A 15,662-nucleotide genomic window follows, 5' to 3' on the forward strand; every position below is an offset into this window, starting at 1 on the left:
ACAAACGAACCAGTATTTGCGATGAACTCAATGAATGACGAACGCTTTTTTGATCTGGCGATGAAGGTCATTGCCCACCAAGCCACGGACGCGGAGCGCGCGGAACTGGACGCGCAACTGGCGCGCGAGCCGGAAATGCGCGCCGCGTTTGCGCGGCTGCAGGCGGACGTGCGTGTGACGAAGGATGCGCTGCCACTCGTGGATGCGACCCAGGCAATAGCGGGCGAGTTGCCAGCCTACGCTCGTGGACGGTTGCAAACAAAAGTGCGGCAGACGCTTGGTCGTCCTGAATCCGCGGAAAAAAAGCCGGACCGCAGTCTGGCGTTGGGCTGGCGTTGGGTGCTGGGTCTGGCGGCGGCGACGGCCGTGGTTCTGCTCGTGGCGTTGCCAATGTTCCTCACGCAGAATGCACCGGTAATTCAACTGGCGATGCTAGACACGGCGGGCGGCACTCGCGGCGCAGGCACGAACGAGGTTTTGCTTCTTCGCGAAGCATGGAAGACGGCCACGCTGGATTCTTTCACGAGTGCGGAGGCCCTGCGCGAGTGGGAAACAGATGCCAAACCGGGCGCGGTGAAAATCGTTTACGATCGCGCGGCGGGGGAAGTGAGGGTCATCGGGAAATGGGGCGGCAAGTCGTTGGAAAAGACTTTTCAGGTTGAGAGAGATTTGGCCGCGACCGTGAAGGAAGCGAAGGCGTTCATTTCCGAGCAAACGCAGTAGTGAAGCCGCGCTCGACGGGTCGCTGACCGTGACAGGCGAATAGCTTGTGTCGCCCTCACGGCGGATTCGGTTTCCGTTCACTTCAACTTCGGGCTTTCGTTCGCCCGGCAACATTTGTAGTTCCAAAGGGTGAGGACCCCAGTACGGCCGCACTTGGACCAGGTGCAGATGAGTTTCGTCGTCCAACGCGCCAGTGTACCACGCGCAGTCTCCACACCTGCCAAACGGGCGGGACCGCGTTACAAAATGAATGGCTTGAGTTTTTTAAACTCCCAGATTAAATAACTCAATCATGCGCTACCTTCGCAGATTATTGGAATCACCCGTGGCCGCGGCCGCGCGGAGCTTTCCCGCCATCGTGCTGACCGGCCCGCGGCGCTCTGGAAAAACCTGGCTGCTCCGGCACCGGTTTCCTCAGGCGAGCTATTATCTCTTCGAGGACCCGGACGTTGTGTCCCGGTTCCGCCACGATCCGCAGGGGTTCCTCGACGGAGTGCGGCTGCCAGTGATTCTGGACGAAATTCAGAATGTGCCGGAGGTGTTCAACTTCGTCCGCGCGCGAATCGACCGCCAGCCGCGCCGGGTTGGCCAATGGTTTCTCACCGGCTCGCAGGAGGCGGGTCTCATGCAAAACGTCACAGAGTCGATGGCTGGTCGCGCTGCGGTTCTGCAATTGTTGCCGATGTCCGCAAGCGAGACGCCAAAAGTCAGCCTGTTGCGGGGCGGTTTTCCCGAAGTGCTCGCGCGTCCAGCCGCGGCCGGCCTTTGGTTCAGCTCCTATCTTCAAACGTATCTGGAGCGGGATGTGCGGTCGATCAGCGCGGTGCAGGAGCCGGCTACGTTCCGCCGATTCCTGGCGCTGGTTGCCAGCCGGCACGGGCAGTTATTGAACAAATCGGATCTGGCCGCGCCGTTGGGCATGAGCGTGCCGGGCATCGGCCGGTGGCTCGACATCCTCGAAGCCACGGCGCAGATTTTCCTGGTGCCTCCGTATTTCGAGAACCTGGGCAAACGCCTCATCAAGTCGCCGAAGGTTTACATCGCCGATTCCGGTCTTGCCTGCCACCTGCTGGGCATTGAGACGGAAGCGGAGTTGGAGAAGTCACCGTTCCTAGGCGCGCTGTTTGAAGGTTTCATTGCCGGTGAAATTGTGAAGGCCCAGTTAAACGCAGGCCGGCGGCGTGAACTCTATTACTTCCGGGACCAACAAGGGTTGGAAGTGGATTTCGTGGTGCCACGAAAAGGCGCGGCCGTGCGACTGATCGAGGCGAAAGCCGCGCGAACGGTGTCGCCCGGGGACGCCCGGCCGATGCAACAGCTCGCGGCGGCCTGGCGCAAACGGCCTGGCGTGCGGGGAAAAGTGGAACAGATCCTCGTGCATCGACCCGCACGATCGGGGGTGGCTTCTCCAGCCGTGGCTCCCGGAGTGCAGGCGTTGCCGTGGCAGGAGTTCGTGGAGCGAGGTCTTGCCTGAACAACGGCAGTGGACTCCGATGAATGGAAGGAACAACGCCGGCCCTGCACGACGCGCGCGGAGGCGGGGATTCCTCGCGACCAGCTGGGCGATGGGCGCGTTTGAAAATCGTCAGGCACAGAGAATTCGGGGTTGCTGCGTCGATGACATCATCGTGAGCGAGGTTGCCACGCATCGCCAGAAAGACGTGGATCCGGACTCCCGGACGCGGCGTCACTGAAAAAGCAAAACACCCGAATTGACTCGCCAAAGCGGTGCGGCTATTTATCTTACGCCAACGATGGACGCGATTTTGAAGATCGAGAATTTGTGTGTCGAATTTCGGAGTCGGGAGTTCGGCGGAGGCGCAAAGGCTGCTGTAAAGGGCTTGAACCTGAGTGTGAACGCCGGGGAAGTTTTCGGATTTCTCGGCCCTAATGGTGCGGGCAAGACGACGACCATGAACGTTCTGCTCGGTTTTGTGAACGCGACCCACGGGGAAGCCTACCTGTTTGGCGTGAATGTTCGCGAGCCGATTGCGCGCCAGCGCATCGGCTATCTGCCGGAACTGACCTACTACTACAAGTTCCTTACGGCGGAGGAATTGTTGCGTTTTTACGCCCGGATTTTCGGAATCCCCCGGCGGGAATCCGAAAAGCGCATCGATCATCTCCTGAAGTTGGTGGAGTTGGATTCGGCGCGCAAACGTCCCATTAAGCAATACTCCAAGGGGATGCAACAGCGCGTGGGTCTGGCACAGGCGCTGATCAATGATCCGGATCTTTTGCTGCTCGATGAACCGACCAGCGGTCTGGACCCGCTGGGCCGGATGAAGGTGCGGGAAATCATTCAGCGTTTGAAAAGCGAAGGCAAGACGGTTTTCTTCTCGTCCCATGAACTTGGCGAGGTGGAGACTGTGTGCGACCGCGTGGCGATTCTGCACCAGGGCGAGCTTAAGATCGAAGGGCGGGTTGGCGACTTGGTGGATCAATACCGAAGCAATCTGGAACAGATTTTTCTTAAGATCATCGGCTACATGCCGGCGTCCTGATTATGAATAACGTTTTCGCCCTGGCGATTGTGGTGCTGAAGGAACTTTACCGGCGCAAGGATTTTTACGTGCTCTTTGTGTTGACCGCGTTGATTACCTTGCTCCTGGGAGCGGTGAACCTCTTCAACGACGACAAGATCGTTCGTTACCTCAAGGAAATATGTTTGCTGTTGATCTGGGTGTCGTCGCTCGTCATCGCGATTGTGACGACGGCGCGGCAAATACCTGCGGAACGGGAGAATCGCACGCTGTTCCCATTGCTGGCCAAGCCAGTAAGTCGCGCCCAGCTTTTGCTTGGCAAATTCGTCGGGTGCTGGCTGACCTGCGGGCTGGCCCTTTTGATTTTTTACATTTTTTTTGCGGTGATGAGTGGGACACGCGAACATCAATGGCCGGTCCTAAACTATTTTCAGGCCCTTTGGCTGCATTGGTGGATGTTGGCCATCGTCATCGCCGTGACCCTGCTGGGCTCGCTCGTTTTTGCTGCGCCCTCGTCCAATGCAACCATCACCTTCATTGTGGTCATCGGAATTCTGCTGGTGGGTCGGCATTTGGGAAAGGTGGCGCTGCAACTGGCGCCGCTGAGTCAGACCATTGTTTATGCGGTTTACATGGCGATCCCGCACCTGGAGTTTTTCGATGTTCGCGACCTGGTTATTCACAACGGCGATTTGATCGCCTGGTGGGCTTGCGGAACCGCCACGCTCTACGCCCTGGCCTATTCGGCATTTTTTCTTTTTCTTGCCTGGCTTGTTTTTCGGAAAAAGGCGCTAAATTAAGTCCATGGCTTCGCCCTATCTGCTGCTGACATTGTTATTCGTCGCAAGCTTCAGCCTGGCGGCGCGCCTTCAGCTTTGGTACCAGGGTTGGGAAGGCAGCCGCTCCCAGTCCTCGGGGGTCCTCAACGTCTTGATGGGCGACAGCCGCCGCCTCTTTGCCAATCACTTCTTTGTCAAGGCGGACGTTTATTTTCACAGCGGTTATTATCCTTCCATCTTCGATCAAGCCAAGCTCCACGAAAACTCTCCCATGATTCAAACGACCGCCACCGGCGCGAAACCCGATCATGAAGCGCATGAACATAAGGATCAGGAAGCCGAACAGAAGGCCGATATTTTTGGTCCGCCCAAAGACTGGATTGACCGGTTCGGCCGACATTTCTATCCGTCCCACCACACGCATCTCGAAAAAAATGGTGACGAACGGGAGATATTGCCCTGGCTTCGTCTTTCTGCCGATCTCGATCCGCAGCGGGTCGAAACTTATACGGTGGCGGCCTATTGGTTGCGCAGCCGGTTGGGTCGGGTGAACGAGGCGGAGCAGTTTCTCCGTGAAGGGTTGCGCGCCAATCCCAAGAGCTATGAGATCCTCTTCGAACTGGGGCGCGTCGCCGATGAGAACCGGAAGGACCCCAAAGCCGCGCAAAACCTTTGGGAACTGGCCCTGCGTCGATGGCACGAGCAGGAGGCAGCCAAGCGCGAGCCGAATGTTTTTCTGCACCAGGAAATTGTGGGCCATCTGGCCGAACTGGAAGAGCGGAAGGGAAATTGGGATGTCGCCCTTGGTTATCTGGAGCAGCTCAAAAAATACTCGCCCTTCCCCGAAGTCGTTCAGAAGGAAATCGACCAGGTCCAACAGAAACAAGCAAAGCCATCGGCGTCCGAGCCACCAGGAACTCGCGGCGCCAAGTAGGACATCGGGCTTCGCGGTGGCGATGGACTTCCGCCTGGATCGGGCAAGGTAACAAGGCTGATCCAGCAATCCAGGTTCCCGCCGGCAACGCACAGCGCGTCTGGTTTGCGGAGATGGGCAATTCTTTTTGGGCGTCGTCAGCTCCGGCCGGATACTGTCGGATCGCATTTTCTGCCGGGTGGGCCGTCGTTTGCGCGGTGATCGGGAAAGATGGTAGCACCAGGTTTGGGCTTTGTTTTCTGAAGGAATTTTGTTTAATAGCCCGCATGAACATCCGGCACGCCCACATCAAACGCGTCACCAATGAAACGCGGATCGCTGTCAAATTGAAACTCGATGGTTCGGGCAATGCCTCCGTTAGTACGGGCATTCTGTTCCTTGATCACATGCTGTCGTTGTTGGCGAAGCACGCCGTGATTGATTTACACCTTCGTTGCACTGGTGATTTGAGGGTCGATGCCCATCACACGGTAGAAGATTGCGGCATCATCCTGGGCCAGGCATTCCAACAAGCATTGGGAGACAAGAAAGGCATCCGACGATACGGCACGGGTTTTGATCCGCGGAATCCATTCACCGCCGAAGCCTACGTGCCGATGGATGAATGCCTGGCGCGCTGCGTCATTGACTTCAGCGGACGCCCGCATCTGGTCTGGCGCGGTTTGAACCACCTGGCGCAGAAAAAAATCAGCCGCGCGGAAAAACAACAGGACATGTCCAGCGCATTTCGATTTGGTCTGGCGCGGGAATTCTTCCAGGGATTTGCCAATGAAGCCCGATGCAATCTGCACTTGGAATTGCTTTATGGCGACGAACCGCACCACATTGTGGAAGCCTTGTTCAAGGCCTTTGCGAAGGCCGTTGATATGGCCTGCCAGCGGGACCCGCGCCTCGCGGGCATACTTCCCAGCACCAAAGGAAAATTGTGATTGGAGTTGAATAGCCGGTTATTTCACGCCGTCGAAATCATGGCGACCAAGCAAGATTATCCCTCCGCCGCCGATGAAACGCTGGTGCAACTGTCGCAGAACGGTGACCTGGCGGCGTTCGAGGAATTGGTGGCCCGGCATCGCGACAAGATTTATGCCCGTGCGTTCAGCATGGTGCGAAACGAGGACGAGGCGTTGGATCTTTCTCAAGAAGCCTGGGTGAAAAGCTGGCAACGGCTCAAACAATTTCAGGGACAATCCAGCTTCGGCACCTGGATGACGCGGATCGTGATCAATCTTTGTCTGGATCAGTTGCGCAAACGGAAACGCCAGCGCACTGAATCAATCGAAGCGATGGATGAAGAATTCGGCGGCGTGGAACGTCAAATGCCTGTGGTGACGGTGAACCCCACGGCCGGGTTGGAACGAACTGAATTGCGGCAGAAAATCGACCAGGCGCTTGGACAGTTGTCTTACGAACATCGCACCGTTCTGATCCTGCATGAATTTGAAGACATGGAATACAAACTGATCGCCAAGAAAATGAATTGCTCCATCGGCACCGTGATGTCCCGGCTTTTCTATGCCCGACGAAAAATGGCGGTGCTGCTGGCCGGGTTGAAGAAAGACAACTAAAGACGATGAAACATGATTCCCAACTCAAGTTGCAAGCTTACTGCGACGGCGAATTGACCGCCCGTGCGGTCCGCCAGGTGGAGACCTGGCTCGCGGAAGACAACGAGGCCCGTTTGTTGCTGGCCGAGTTGCAAAATACCAAGGCCGCTCTCGCCAGCGGCGAACCGGACCGCAAACTCCCTGAAGCCCGTGAATTCTACTGGAACAAGATCGAACGCGAAATCCAGCGCCACTCTCAGACGCGCCCGCAAACGGGCATTCCAGTAATCTTTACCTCGTGGCGCAAGTTTCTGATTCTGGCGACCGCCGTGGCCGCGTTGGTGGGGCTGGCGCTCCTGTTTTCAAGCTCATCACGACATTCCACCATCGTGCAGGCCATCGCGCGCCATTTTCATGAGTTTGAATCACCGTCCGAAGACGCGCATGGTTTTACCTTTCGAGACCAGACGACGGGCACTACCGTCGTGTGGATATCCTATGTGGACGATGAGGGGTTTACAGACACGGGTCTCATTGATAGTATTCAATAGTGATGAATGCCAATAGACTGTTTACCCGTGTCGCAAGCGTCATCGTTTTTTCGCTGTCGCTTTTCGCAAATTCGTCCGAGGTGTTGGCGGCGGATTTGAAAGTGGAGGCCCGGCTGGTCTGGGGAACGAACGAGGATAAATCTCCCAATCCCGACCACAAACCGGTGGATGCGACCCTGGCCAAAAAGCTCCGCAAAGTTTTCAAGTGGCATAATTATTTTGAAGTCAATCGAAAGACCGCCACGATTCCGCAAAACCAGACGGCCAACATCAACATGAGCTCCAAATGTGTCCTCGAGGTGAAAAACCTGGGGAACGCCCGCGTCGAGGTGAAGCTGATTGGGAAAGGCAAATTGGTCAGCAAGAACGCCCAGACGCTCACGCCCGGTGAAGACCTCATCGTCGCCGGCGATGATAAGAACGATACCGCCTGGTTTGTGGTGATCCGCTCAGTTGATTCGCAATAGACCGCGCTCAACATTGCGACCAAGTGCCCCGCCTTAATTCCCGGGGCGTCGGCGTCTGGAATGCGCCGGAAATCCGAAGCCCGAAATCCGAGTTCCGAAACAAATCCCAAGCCCGAATCTCAAAACCTCCCCCAGCCGGCCGTTGGCTCTGGCACTATTTCTCCGTCGAAACGCACAAGTCTATTGCGGCCTTCGGGCTTCGGGCCTGTTTCTGGTTTCGGGAAGTCGGAATTCTGATTTCGGAATCAATTGGCCCCGGCCAGTTCCTCGTTGTTCGTGACGTTCAGGATTTTGAACTGTTCGGCGTGCAACGCAGGATCGGCGCGGAACGACAGCTTTCCGAAATAGCGCTTCTCAAGCTCAATCAAAAGTTTTTCATCCTCGGTGCGCAGCCGCGCCAGCACCGTGGGATGAACCACGATGCGAAGTTGAAAGTCGGATTCATCGCGCGAGCGCTGCTTGAGAATCTCACTGAGCTTGCGCTGGATCTCCACGCTCATGGTCAACGCGCTCTTTACCTTGCCGCGGCCTTTGCAGTAGGGGCAATCGTCATAAACGGCGGCGTGCACGCTTTCCGAATGGCGTTGGCGGGTCATTTCCATCAGCCCGAGTTGCGAGATGGGCAGGATATGGGTTTTGGCCTTGTCCCGCCGCAAGCCTTCCTTCATTCGTTGGTAAACATTTTGCTGGTCGCGACGCGATTTCATGTCGATGAAATCGAGCACGATCAACCCCCCCATGTTGCGCAGACGGAGTTGACGGCAGATTTCATCTGCCGCTTCGACGTTGACCTTGAGGATGGTGGATTCCTGGTCCTTGCCGCCTTTGTGGCGGCCCGTGTTAACATCGATGGCGACTAGCGCTTCGGTTTCATCCACGACGATGTAGCCGCCGCTTTTCAAGTGCACCTGTCGCGAAAACGCATTCTCCAACTGGCGGCTGATGTTGAAGCGATCGAAGATGGGCTGGGACTCGGTGTAAAGTTTGACCTTGTCCGCCGAACGACGGGAGATTTTGGAAATCATTTCGCGCATCCGGTCGTAAGACTTCGGACTGTCCACCACGATGCGCTCGACGTCCTCGGTCAAAAAGTCGCGCACCGTGCGCTCGATCAAGTCCGGCTCCTGGAAGACACACGTGGCGGAGGGCTGGGTCTTGATGCGCTCCTGAATTTGTTTCCATTCTTCGAGCAGCAGCGCGATGTCGCGGACAAAGTAACGGGCCTGCTGGCCTTCGCCGGCGGTGCGCATGATGACCCCCATGCCTTCGGGAATCGTCAACTCGCGCAGAATCTTCTTCAGCCGCTGGCGTTCCTGTTGGTTTTCAATCTTGCGCGAGATGCCGCTTTGATCGGAGTTCGGCAGGAGAACCAGATAACGCCCCGGCAACACGACGTTGGTGGTGACGCGCGGCCCTTTGGTGCCGATCGGCCCTTTGGTGACTTGCACGATGATGTCGCTGCCCGGTGGATAGAGGCGTGGGATGTCCCGAGGGGTGATGCGCGGTTTGTCGTGCCTTTTGGTGCCGCGATCAACGATCTCCACGCCGCTGTCGAAGCTGCTGGGCACAATGTCCCAGTAGTGCAGAAAGGCATTCTTTTCAAAGCCGATATCCACAAACGCGGCCTTCAACCCATCTTCCAGGTTGCGCACCTTGCCTTTGAAAACGCTACCGACCAGACGCTCTTCGGTGGTGCGTTCGATGGTGAATTCTTCAAGTTTGCCTTCTTCAGAAATCGCGACGCGGGTTTCCAGCGCCTCGGCGTTGATGATGACCTCTTTGTGGATTTTCTTCACCGGCTTTATCAACCGCTGGACTTTCTTGATGACGGTTGTCGCAGCGGCGCGCAGCGTTTCCACGATGCCTTGGGGTGGCCGGGTTTGCACGACCACCGGTTCAAACGGCGCTTCCTCCTGAACCTGCGCTGGAGTTTCCAGGTTCGGTTCGCGAAAACGCCGGCGCGGTCCTGATGAATCAGCGTCGCCGGCGACCGCTTCCTTGGGAAGTCCTTCTGGCGGCAAGCCGGCGGCGATGTTCTCCGCCCGCTCAATCTCGTGCGAATGGCGGGAACGATCATAGACTTGCGCATCCGAAACGGGCTTCTCGCCCAGGACTTCGGCGCGGGCGTCACTGGCCGCGCGGTCTTGTCGTTGTCCGGCCGGGTTCAAGCCGCCGCTGGGGCGGAAGCGCATGCCGCCGCGACGGCGACGGGAAAAATGTTTATCACTCATAGATCAATAGGATTTTCGATGGGTATGGACGTTTTGCAAAAGGCCAATCGCGATCAACGAGCAGAGCACTGACGATCCGCCATAACTCAGTAGCGGCAGTGGCACGCCCGTCACAGGCATAATGCGTATGTTCATTCCGATGTTGATGAAGACATGGCTGAAGAGCAGCGTCACCACGCCCACAGCCAGCAGTTTGCCCAGGCGATCGCGCGCCTGGCTGGCAATTCTGATCCCGATGAACAGAACCACCGAGTACAGCGTGAGGACCAGCACGCTGCCGACAAATCCTTTCTCTTCGGCAATTACAGAGAAAATGAAGTCGTTGTGCGCCACCGAGCGCGGCAGATAGCCCAGAGCGTTCTGGGTGCCCTGACGCCAGCCTTTGCCCGTCAACCTGCCCGAACCCACGGAGATCATCGCCTGACGCACGTTGTAGGAATCGTTGCGCTGCTGTTCGCGCAGGCGCAGCCTCTCAGCCTCGGTGGCATTCGAAGGAGCGTAGTCCTGACCGAAATAAACCAGCAACCGGCGGCGCTGATAATCCTGCAACTTGATCTGCCACCAGCCCGGCGGCGCAAAAAGAATGTCCACCAAGAACAAAACCGCCAGCAACCCAACCACGCCCGCCACGCGCAGCAGATAACGTTTGGGCGTCCCCGCCACGAACAACATGACCACCGCCGTGGGCACCAGCACCAGCGCCGAGCCAAGGTCCGGCTCCTTCATGATCAGCAGAAACGGCAGCGCCATCATGCCAATGGCTTTCCAAAACACATGCGGCAGGCGCAATTCATCCGAGGGTCGGCTCAGGAATTGCGCGAGGGCCAGGATCAAAGTGAGCTTGGTCAACTCCGAGGGTTGCGCCTGAAAGAATCCGAGATCAAACCACCGCCGCGCGCCAAAACGCATCGTTCCGATATGCGGAATCAACACCACAATGAGCGCCACAATGGTGATCCAGTAGGCGACGTAGGACCAGCGCGTCAGCACGCGATAATCAACGAAGCAGATGGCGGCTGCGGCCGCCAGGCCGACGAAATACCAGATGATCTGTTTGAAATAACTTTGCGCGTACCACGGCAAAGCACTGGTCGATTCATTGGCCATCGTCGCGCTATAAACAAAGGCGGCGCCCAGCACCATCAGCCCGAGCAGGGCCAGCACCAGCAACAGGTCAATCCGGGCGTGGCGGTCGTTTGAGGTTGATCCAAACATTATTTTGCCTGACTCAAAGTTGCTGTTTTCGGTTCAGCCATTTTTTCTCGCGCCTGGATGGCCAGATAAATCTGTTGCGCAATCGGCGCACAGGTGGCGCCGCCGGAGCCGCCACTCTCCACCATGACCACGACGACATAGCGCGGATTCTCGTAGGGCGCGAACGAGACAAACCAGGTGGTGTGATCGATGGTTTCGCCACGCGGATTCTTGACTTGCGCGGTACCGGTCTTGCCGCAGATGCGCATGCCGTGGACGGCGGCGGCCCGGCCCGTGCCATCAGAATCCTCGACATCGGCCAGCATCGCCGCGCGGATGATGTTCAAGGTGCGTTCGCTGACGCCCAGTTCGTCGCGCACTCGAGCGCGCGGATGCACGGGTGCTGATTGCCTGGCGAGCACATCCTGCGATTCAATCCGGTCCACGATGCGCGGCCACAAAACCTTTCCACCGTTGGCCACGGCCGCCGTCATCACCGCCATTTGCAGCGGCGTGACGAGGATCGGGTCCTGGCCAATACAGACGTTCGCGGTATTGCCATCGAACCAGCCCTCGGACACGCGCTTGAGGCTGGGCAGGTTTCCTGCCACGTCTTGTCGTGTTGGCAGGCCCGTTCGCTCGCCCAGATGCAGTTTCTGCCCGATGCGAATGATGTTCTTGATGCCCGCGTGGATGCCATTGGTGATGAAGTAAGCATTGCTTGAGTGAATGAACGCTCTGCGGAAATTGTAATCGCCAGGCGCCACGGTGTCCTCGATCTTCCGCCGGGCGACGTAAATACATCCGCGACCCGGTCGCTTCGGATCTGGCTCAACGGTGTAAGTGGCTGCGGGATTCAGCCCTGCTTCCAATGCCGCCATCGCTACCACAAGTTTGAAGATCGAGCCAGGCGCATAGTTTTCATAAGTAGCGCGATTGCTTTCTGGACGTTGTTTCGGGTCGCTCAATTTTTCCGCCTCGGCGCGGCTGATGCCTTTGACATATTGGTTGGGATTGTAAGCCGGTGAGGAGGTCAACGCCAGAATGTCACCGCTCCACACATCCATGACCACGGCCGCGCCGCGCGTCTCGGTTCCAAAGGGTCGCCGTAACGCCTGTTCGGCAGCCTGCTGAATCGAGTAGTCAATCGTGAGCACCACGTTTTGGCCCGGCTCGACTGCCGACCAGATGTTTTGTGACTGGCGATACCCGAGGTGATTTACGAGCACCGACTTCGCGCCGGCCTTGCCGCGCAGTTCTTGATCGAACCCGGCCTCGACGCCCACGCTGCCGCGCCAGTCCGGCAGCCAGTAGTTGAAGAAGGCGTCTTCCCCTACCGCCGAACTATCGTCCCGGCGCAAGTGACCCAACAAATGAGCGGCCACGGTTTGATGCGGATAAACCCGCACCGGCTGGATTTCCATGTCCACACCGGGTGGTCCGCCCGACTGTTCCTGCAAGCGGGCGATTTGATTCGCATCCAGATTCGAAGCGATCACCAAGGGCAGGGCGAGCCGTGTTTGGTAGTGCCGATGAAAATTTGTTTCATCAAGCGCCAGCGGCATTTGCAATCGGGTGCTTAGTTGAGCCACGATGTTGCTGGCGGCCTGGTACCGGGTCAGCCGGCCCAGTTCATCGCGCTCGGCGCGCGTGAGCTTGCGTCCGAGTTGCTTCTGGTAAACTCCTTTCATGAGCGCGAATTGTTTTTGAAACGCCGGCCGCAGTTCTTCGAGATACAAACTGACGTTATAGCTGGGTCGGTTTTCCGCCAGCGTCAGGCCGTTGCGATCCAGGATTTTTCCACGGACGGCGGGGACGCGAACCGTGCGATACGACTGAGTTTCGAGGTCGGATTGAAAGTATCTGCCCGAAACCACCTGCACGTACCAGAGGCCGACGAGCAGGATGCTCAAACCGCTGAGGACCATGAGCGTCAACACGCGCAATTGCGGGTCGTTCTTTTTTAATTGGTCGAAAATGATCATGCGCTTAGCGACCTCGTTTGATTTCGCGATCGGCGCGGAAACTGGTGCCACCGTGCGGCCGATAACTCAGAGCGCGGTTGAAAATATCGAAGAGCTGGAACACGACCGGTGTCAGAGCTGCACCGCCCAGGCTCATCACGATCCATTGCCAGAGCGTCCCCCAACCCAGCAACGGGTTTTCACCGAGGGTCATCAGGAACACCAGCGTCACGGCAGGCGCAGCGGCGCTGGCGCTCAATCCTAAAATGAACTGGGCGAAGGTTTGTTCGCGGAGGATCAACCCGCGCTGCCGGTAAATCACCAGACCGATCAACAACAGCGGCAGCATGGTGACGCCGAGTGGATTGGCCGAGAGGGAATCGAACCAAAGTCCGCCGAGCACGGCCAGCAAGGCCAGAGTCACCAGGTCGGCGCTCAGACTCGCATAAACGATCAACGGCGGGAGCAGGTCGATTTGCGCGCCGAAGAGTTGGCGCACGCCGTTGAACGAAGCTTCCAGATACACCGCCACGAAGGCCGCGAGCAGAATGAGGATGGAATTCACCGGGTTCATGGAAACAGCACCCACACTTCCTCCAAGCCGCTCAAGTTCGCCCCGAGCTTGACCCGCGCCTCGGTGTAGAGGCCAAATTCGGCGGGATGAAAATCCGCAATCTTGCCGATCGGAATGCCCTTGGGAAAAATGCCGCCCTTGCCGCTGGTAACTACGAGTTGGCCGGGCTTCAAATTGCTGTTGTTGGGCAGATACGCCAGTTCGACCAAAGAGTAATCCAACGGACCGGCCGAGCCGGAAGAAATGACACCCATGTCGCGCGTTTCCTGGACCAGGGCCGAGACGTGACAGTTCGGATCGCCGAGGAGAACGACTTGCGAACGTGTGAGACCGACCGAGGCGATGCGCCCCACCAATCCGTCCGGCGTGAGCACTGGCAAATCGGCGCGCAGACCATCCCGGCTGCCGAGGTTGATCTGCACGGTGCGCCACCAATTGGCCGGTTCGCGCAGGATCACGTTCGCCAGTTTGAGTTTCCAGGGACTTTGACGCTGCCAGCCGAGCAGTTGGCGCAACCGTTCATTTTCGCGGAGCGCCTCCTGCGCTTGCAATGCGAGCAGGTGGGCTTGTTCATTCTCCCGGCGCAACTCTTCGTTCTGTTTGAGCAGTTCAGCGCGGGGCGTGATGGCGGCCGCGCCTTGGCCGGCGAGTTGTTGGGCGGAACTGGTGAGGCCCACGAGGGGCAGGAAAAGACCGCCGATGGCCAGTTTGACGCGGCCGGCCGTTTGATGGGGCAGGTTGAGGACCAACAGCGTCAGCAATGCGACGAGACTTAAAATTATGTAGTGCGGCTTCTTTAACATCTTCGCCCGGCTGATCCAGGCGAACGCGCATCATCAGAGCTTGGAATTGGCAGAGACTCGTTTAAGAAATTGGAGTTCTTGCAACACCCGGCCGGTGCCTTCCACCACGGCGCTCAACGGATCGTCGGCAATGTGAACGGGCAGGCCGGTTTCTTCGGCCACCAGCCGGTCGATGCCGCGCAACAAGGCGCCGCCGCCGGCCATCACAATGCCTCGATCAATCAAGTCGGCCGATAGTTCCGGCGGACAACGTTCGAGGGTGATGCGAATGGACTCCAAAATACTGGATAACGGTTCTTGCAAGGCTTCGCGAATCTCTTCCGAGCGAATGGTCAGGGTTTTCGGCAACCCCGCGCTCAAGTCGCGCCCCTTGACTTCCATGGTTAATTCCTGCTCCATCGGAAAGGCGGATCCAATCCGGATCTTGACCTCTTCCGCGGTGCGTTCGCCAATCATCATATTGTAGGCACGTTTCATGTGCGCCACGACCGTCTCATCGAATTCGTCCCCGCCCACCCGCAGGCTGCGGCTGAAGACAATTCCGGCCAGGGAGATGATTGCGATTTCGCAAGTCCCGCCGCCGATATCAACGATCATGTTACCCGCCGGCTCATGCACCGGCAGACCGACGCCAATGGCCGAGGCCATTGGTTGTTCGATCAAATAAACCTCGCGCGCGCCCGCATGAGTGGCGGAATCCTTCACCGCCCGCTTTTCCACCTCGGTGATGCCTGAGGGAACAGCGACCACGACGCGCGGCGCAATCAGCTTGCGATGGTGGACCTTTTGGATGAAGTGGCGGAGCATTGCTTCGGTGATTTCGAAGTCGGCAATCACACCATCCTTCATGGGCCGAATGGCCACGATATTTCCCGGGGTCCGTCCCAACATGCGCTTGGCCTCCTCACCGACGGCGAGAACATTCGTCGTGCCCGCTTGAATGGCGACGACCGAAGGTTCTCGCAATACAATGCCCCGATCACGAACATAAACGAGGGAATTGGCTGTCCCGAGGTCTATTCCAATGTCATTGGAAAACAGGCTTTTAAATTGCGCGAACATGAATTGTGCCTAACAGTGGAGCAGCTTAGAAGGCCGGTTGCCGCTTGGTCAAGATGATTAAAGCCAGCCGCAACGATCGCGCGTTCCAAAATCGGTCAAGTGGAACGCACTTGTCCGTTCGTCACCGATCATTTTGCTTTGTCTTGTGCAGCAAAGGAGGCAGGGTGCGTGTGTTCAGTGTGAGTAACCGGGTGGCAAGCACTTGAACCTTTATGTCGGTGTAAAAGTCTTTCTGTAAATTGTCTTTCTTCTCTCCGCCTCCACCCCTCCGGGGTGAGGCGGAGCGAAGGCGAGCGTAGCGAGCCGAGCGCAGCCGAACCCCGGAGGGGTGGAGGCGCCCCCCGCGCGAAAAA

The 15,662-nt window shown here is 57.7% G+C and carries 15 protein-coding genes; 9 read left to right on the plus strand and 6 right to left on the minus strand.

Annotated elements, in window-relative coordinates; all coding sequences use genetic code 11:
- Nucleotides 1-21 precede the first annotated feature (21 nt).
- From HY298_03190 to HY298_03230, 9 genes are all read left to right on the plus strand, one after another.
- Nucleotides 22-723: a hypothetical protein gene (locus HY298_03190; GenBank protein ID MBI3849286.1), complete on the plus strand. Its 702-nt coding sequence runs from the start codon at nucleotides 22-24 to the stop codon at nucleotides 721-723.
- A 292-nt stretch (nucleotides 724-1,015) separates the two neighbouring features.
- Nucleotides 1,016-2,197: an ATP-binding protein gene (locus HY298_03195; GenBank protein ID MBI3849287.1), complete on the plus strand. Its 1,182-nt coding sequence runs from the start codon at nucleotides 1,016-1,018 to the stop codon at nucleotides 2,195-2,197.
- A 280-nt stretch (nucleotides 2,198-2,477) separates the two neighbouring features.
- On the plus strand, nucleotides 2,478-3,227 hold the full coding sequence (locus tag HY298_03200) for an ABC transporter ATP-binding protein (GenBank protein MBI3849288.1): 750 nt from the start codon (nucleotides 2,478-2,480) through the stop codon (nucleotides 3,225-3,227).
- A 2-nt stretch (nucleotides 3,228-3,229) separates the two neighbouring features.
- Nucleotides 3,230-4,006 (plus strand): ABC transporter permease subunit, encoded by a 777-nt coding sequence (locus HY298_03205; GenBank protein MBI3849289.1) that lies wholly within the window; start codon nucleotides 3,230-3,232, stop codon nucleotides 4,004-4,006.
- Between the two features lie 4 nt (nucleotides 4,007-4,010).
- Nucleotides 4,011-4,919, plus strand: a complete 909-nt coding sequence (locus HY298_03210; GenBank protein MBI3849290.1) for a hypothetical protein — start codon at nucleotides 4,011-4,013, stop codon at nucleotides 4,917-4,919.
- A gap of 272 nt (nucleotides 4,920-5,191) precedes the next feature.
- Entirely contained in the window at nucleotides 5,192-5,848 is a 657-nt protein-coding gene (gene hisB, locus HY298_03215) for an imidazoleglycerol-phosphate dehydratase HisB (protein MBI3849291.1), read from the plus strand.
- Nucleotides 5,849-5,887: 39 nt separating this feature from the next.
- A complete protein-coding gene (locus HY298_03220; GenBank protein ID MBI3849292.1) occupies nucleotides 5,888-6,484 on the plus strand; it encodes a sigma-70 family RNA polymerase sigma factor in 597 nt (198 codons plus the stop codon).
- Between the two features lie 5 nt (nucleotides 6,485-6,489).
- Nucleotides 6,490-7,014 carry a hypothetical protein gene (locus tag HY298_03225; GenBank protein MBI3849293.1) on the plus strand — a complete coding sequence of 175 codons (525 nt, stop codon included), beginning with the start codon at nucleotides 6,490-6,492 and terminating at the stop codon, nucleotides 7,012-7,014.
- A gap of 2 nt (nucleotides 7,015-7,016) precedes the next feature.
- The gene (locus HY298_03230; protein ID MBI3849294.1) at nucleotides 7,017-7,481 is read left to right on the plus strand and encodes a hypothetical protein; all 465 of its coding nucleotides are present in this window, start codon (nucleotides 7,017-7,019) and stop codon (nucleotides 7,479-7,481) included.
- A 245-nt stretch (nucleotides 7,482-7,726) separates the two neighbouring features.
- On the opposite strand, the gene HY298_03235 is transcribed toward HY298_03230, so the two are convergent.
- The 6 genes from HY298_03235 to HY298_03260 are packed head-to-tail and all read right to left on the minus strand — an operon-like array spanning nucleotide 7,727 to nucleotide 15,309.
- Nucleotides 7,727-9,673 carry an Rne/Rng family ribonuclease gene (locus tag HY298_03235; protein MBI3849295.1) on the minus strand — a complete coding sequence of 649 codons (1,947 nt, stop codon included), beginning with the start codon at nucleotides 9,671-9,673 and terminating at the stop codon, nucleotides 7,727-7,729.
- Between the two features lie 42 nt (nucleotides 9,674-9,715).
- Nucleotides 9,716-10,927 (minus strand): rod shape-determining protein RodA, encoded by a 1,212-nt coding sequence (gene rodA, locus HY298_03240; protein MBI3849296.1) that lies wholly within the window; start codon nucleotides 10,925-10,927, stop codon nucleotides 9,716-9,718.
- Nucleotides 10,927-12,891 carry a hypothetical protein gene (locus tag HY298_03245; GenBank protein ID MBI3849297.1) on the minus strand — a complete coding sequence of 655 codons (1,965 nt, stop codon included), beginning with the start codon at nucleotides 12,889-12,891 and terminating at the stop codon, nucleotides 10,927-10,929. Before HY298_03245 ends, rodA begins: the two co-directional genes overlap by 1 nt.
- 4 nt (nucleotides 12,892-12,895) lie before the next feature.
- Nucleotides 12,896-13,444, minus strand: a complete 549-nt coding sequence (locus tag HY298_03250; protein MBI3849298.1) for a hypothetical protein — start codon at nucleotides 13,442-13,444, stop codon at nucleotides 12,896-12,898.
- Complete coding sequence (gene mreC / locus HY298_03255) at nucleotides 13,441-14,247, minus strand: rod shape-determining protein MreC (protein MBI3849299.1); 807 nt, start codon at nucleotides 14,245-14,247, stop codon at nucleotides 13,441-13,443. The genes HY298_03250 and mreC overlap by 4 nt, the downstream gene beginning before the upstream one ends.
- 33 nt (nucleotides 14,248-14,280) lie before the next feature.
- The gene (locus tag HY298_03260; GenBank protein MBI3849300.1) at nucleotides 14,281-15,309 is read right to left on the minus strand and encodes a rod shape-determining protein; all 1,029 of its coding nucleotides are present in this window, start codon (nucleotides 15,307-15,309) and stop codon (nucleotides 14,281-14,283) included.
- Between the last annotated feature and the right edge of the window lie 353 nt (nucleotides 15,310-15,662).

The sequence above is a fragment of the Verrucomicrobiota bacterium genome, assembly GCA_016200005.1.
In the GTDB taxonomy this organism is placed as follows: Bacteria; Verrucomicrobiota; Verrucomicrobiia; order Limisphaerales; family PALSA-1396; genus PALSA-1396.

Coding starts and splice junctions, on each gene's coding strand:
- HY298_03190 (MBI3849286.1), top strand. CDS start 22: ATGAACTCAATGAATGACGAACGCTTTTTTGATCTGGCGATGAAGGTC.
- HY298_03195 (MBI3849287.1), top strand. CDS start 1,016: ATGCGCTACCTTCGCAGATTATTGGAATCACCCGTGGCCGCGGCCGCG.
- HY298_03200 (MBI3849288.1), top strand. CDS start 2,478: ATGGACGCGATTTTGAAGATCGAGAATTTGTGTGTCGAATTTCGGAGT.
- HY298_03205 (MBI3849289.1), top strand. CDS start 3,230: ATGAATAACGTTTTCGCCCTGGCGATTGTGGTGCTGAAGGAACTTTAC.
- HY298_03210 (MBI3849290.1), top strand. CDS start 4,011: ATGGCTTCGCCCTATCTGCTGCTGACATTGTTATTCGTCGCAAGCTTC.
- HY298_03220 (MBI3849292.1), top strand. CDS start 5,888: ATGGCGACCAAGCAAGATTATCCCTCCGCCGCCGATGAAACGCTGGTG.
- HY298_03225 (MBI3849293.1), top strand. CDS start 6,490: ATGAAACATGATTCCCAACTCAAGTTGCAAGCTTACTGCGACGGCGAA.
- HY298_03230 (MBI3849294.1), top strand. CDS start 7,017: ATGAATGCCAATAGACTGTTTACCCGTGTCGCAAGCGTCATCGTTTTT.
- HY298_03235 (MBI3849295.1), bottom strand. CDS start 9,673: ATGCGCTTCCGCCCCAGCGGCGGCTTGAACCCGGCCGGACAACGACAA.
- rodA (MBI3849296.1), bottom strand. CDS start 10,927: ATGTTTGGATCAACCTCAAACGACCGCCACGCCCGGATTGACCTGTTG.
- HY298_03245 (MBI3849297.1), bottom strand. CDS start 12,891: ATGATCATTTTCGACCAATTAAAAAAGAACGACCCGCAATTGCGCGTG.
- HY298_03250 (MBI3849298.1), bottom strand. CDS start 13,444: ATGAACCCGGTGAATTCCATCCTCATTCTGCTCGCGGCCTTCGTGGCG.
- mreC (MBI3849299.1), bottom strand. CDS start 14,247: ATGTTAAAGAAGCCGCACTACATAATTTTAAGTCTCGTCGCATTGCTG.
- HY298_03260 (MBI3849300.1), bottom strand. CDS start 15,309: ATGTTCGCGCAATTTAAAAGCCTGTTTTCCAATGACATTGGAATAGAC.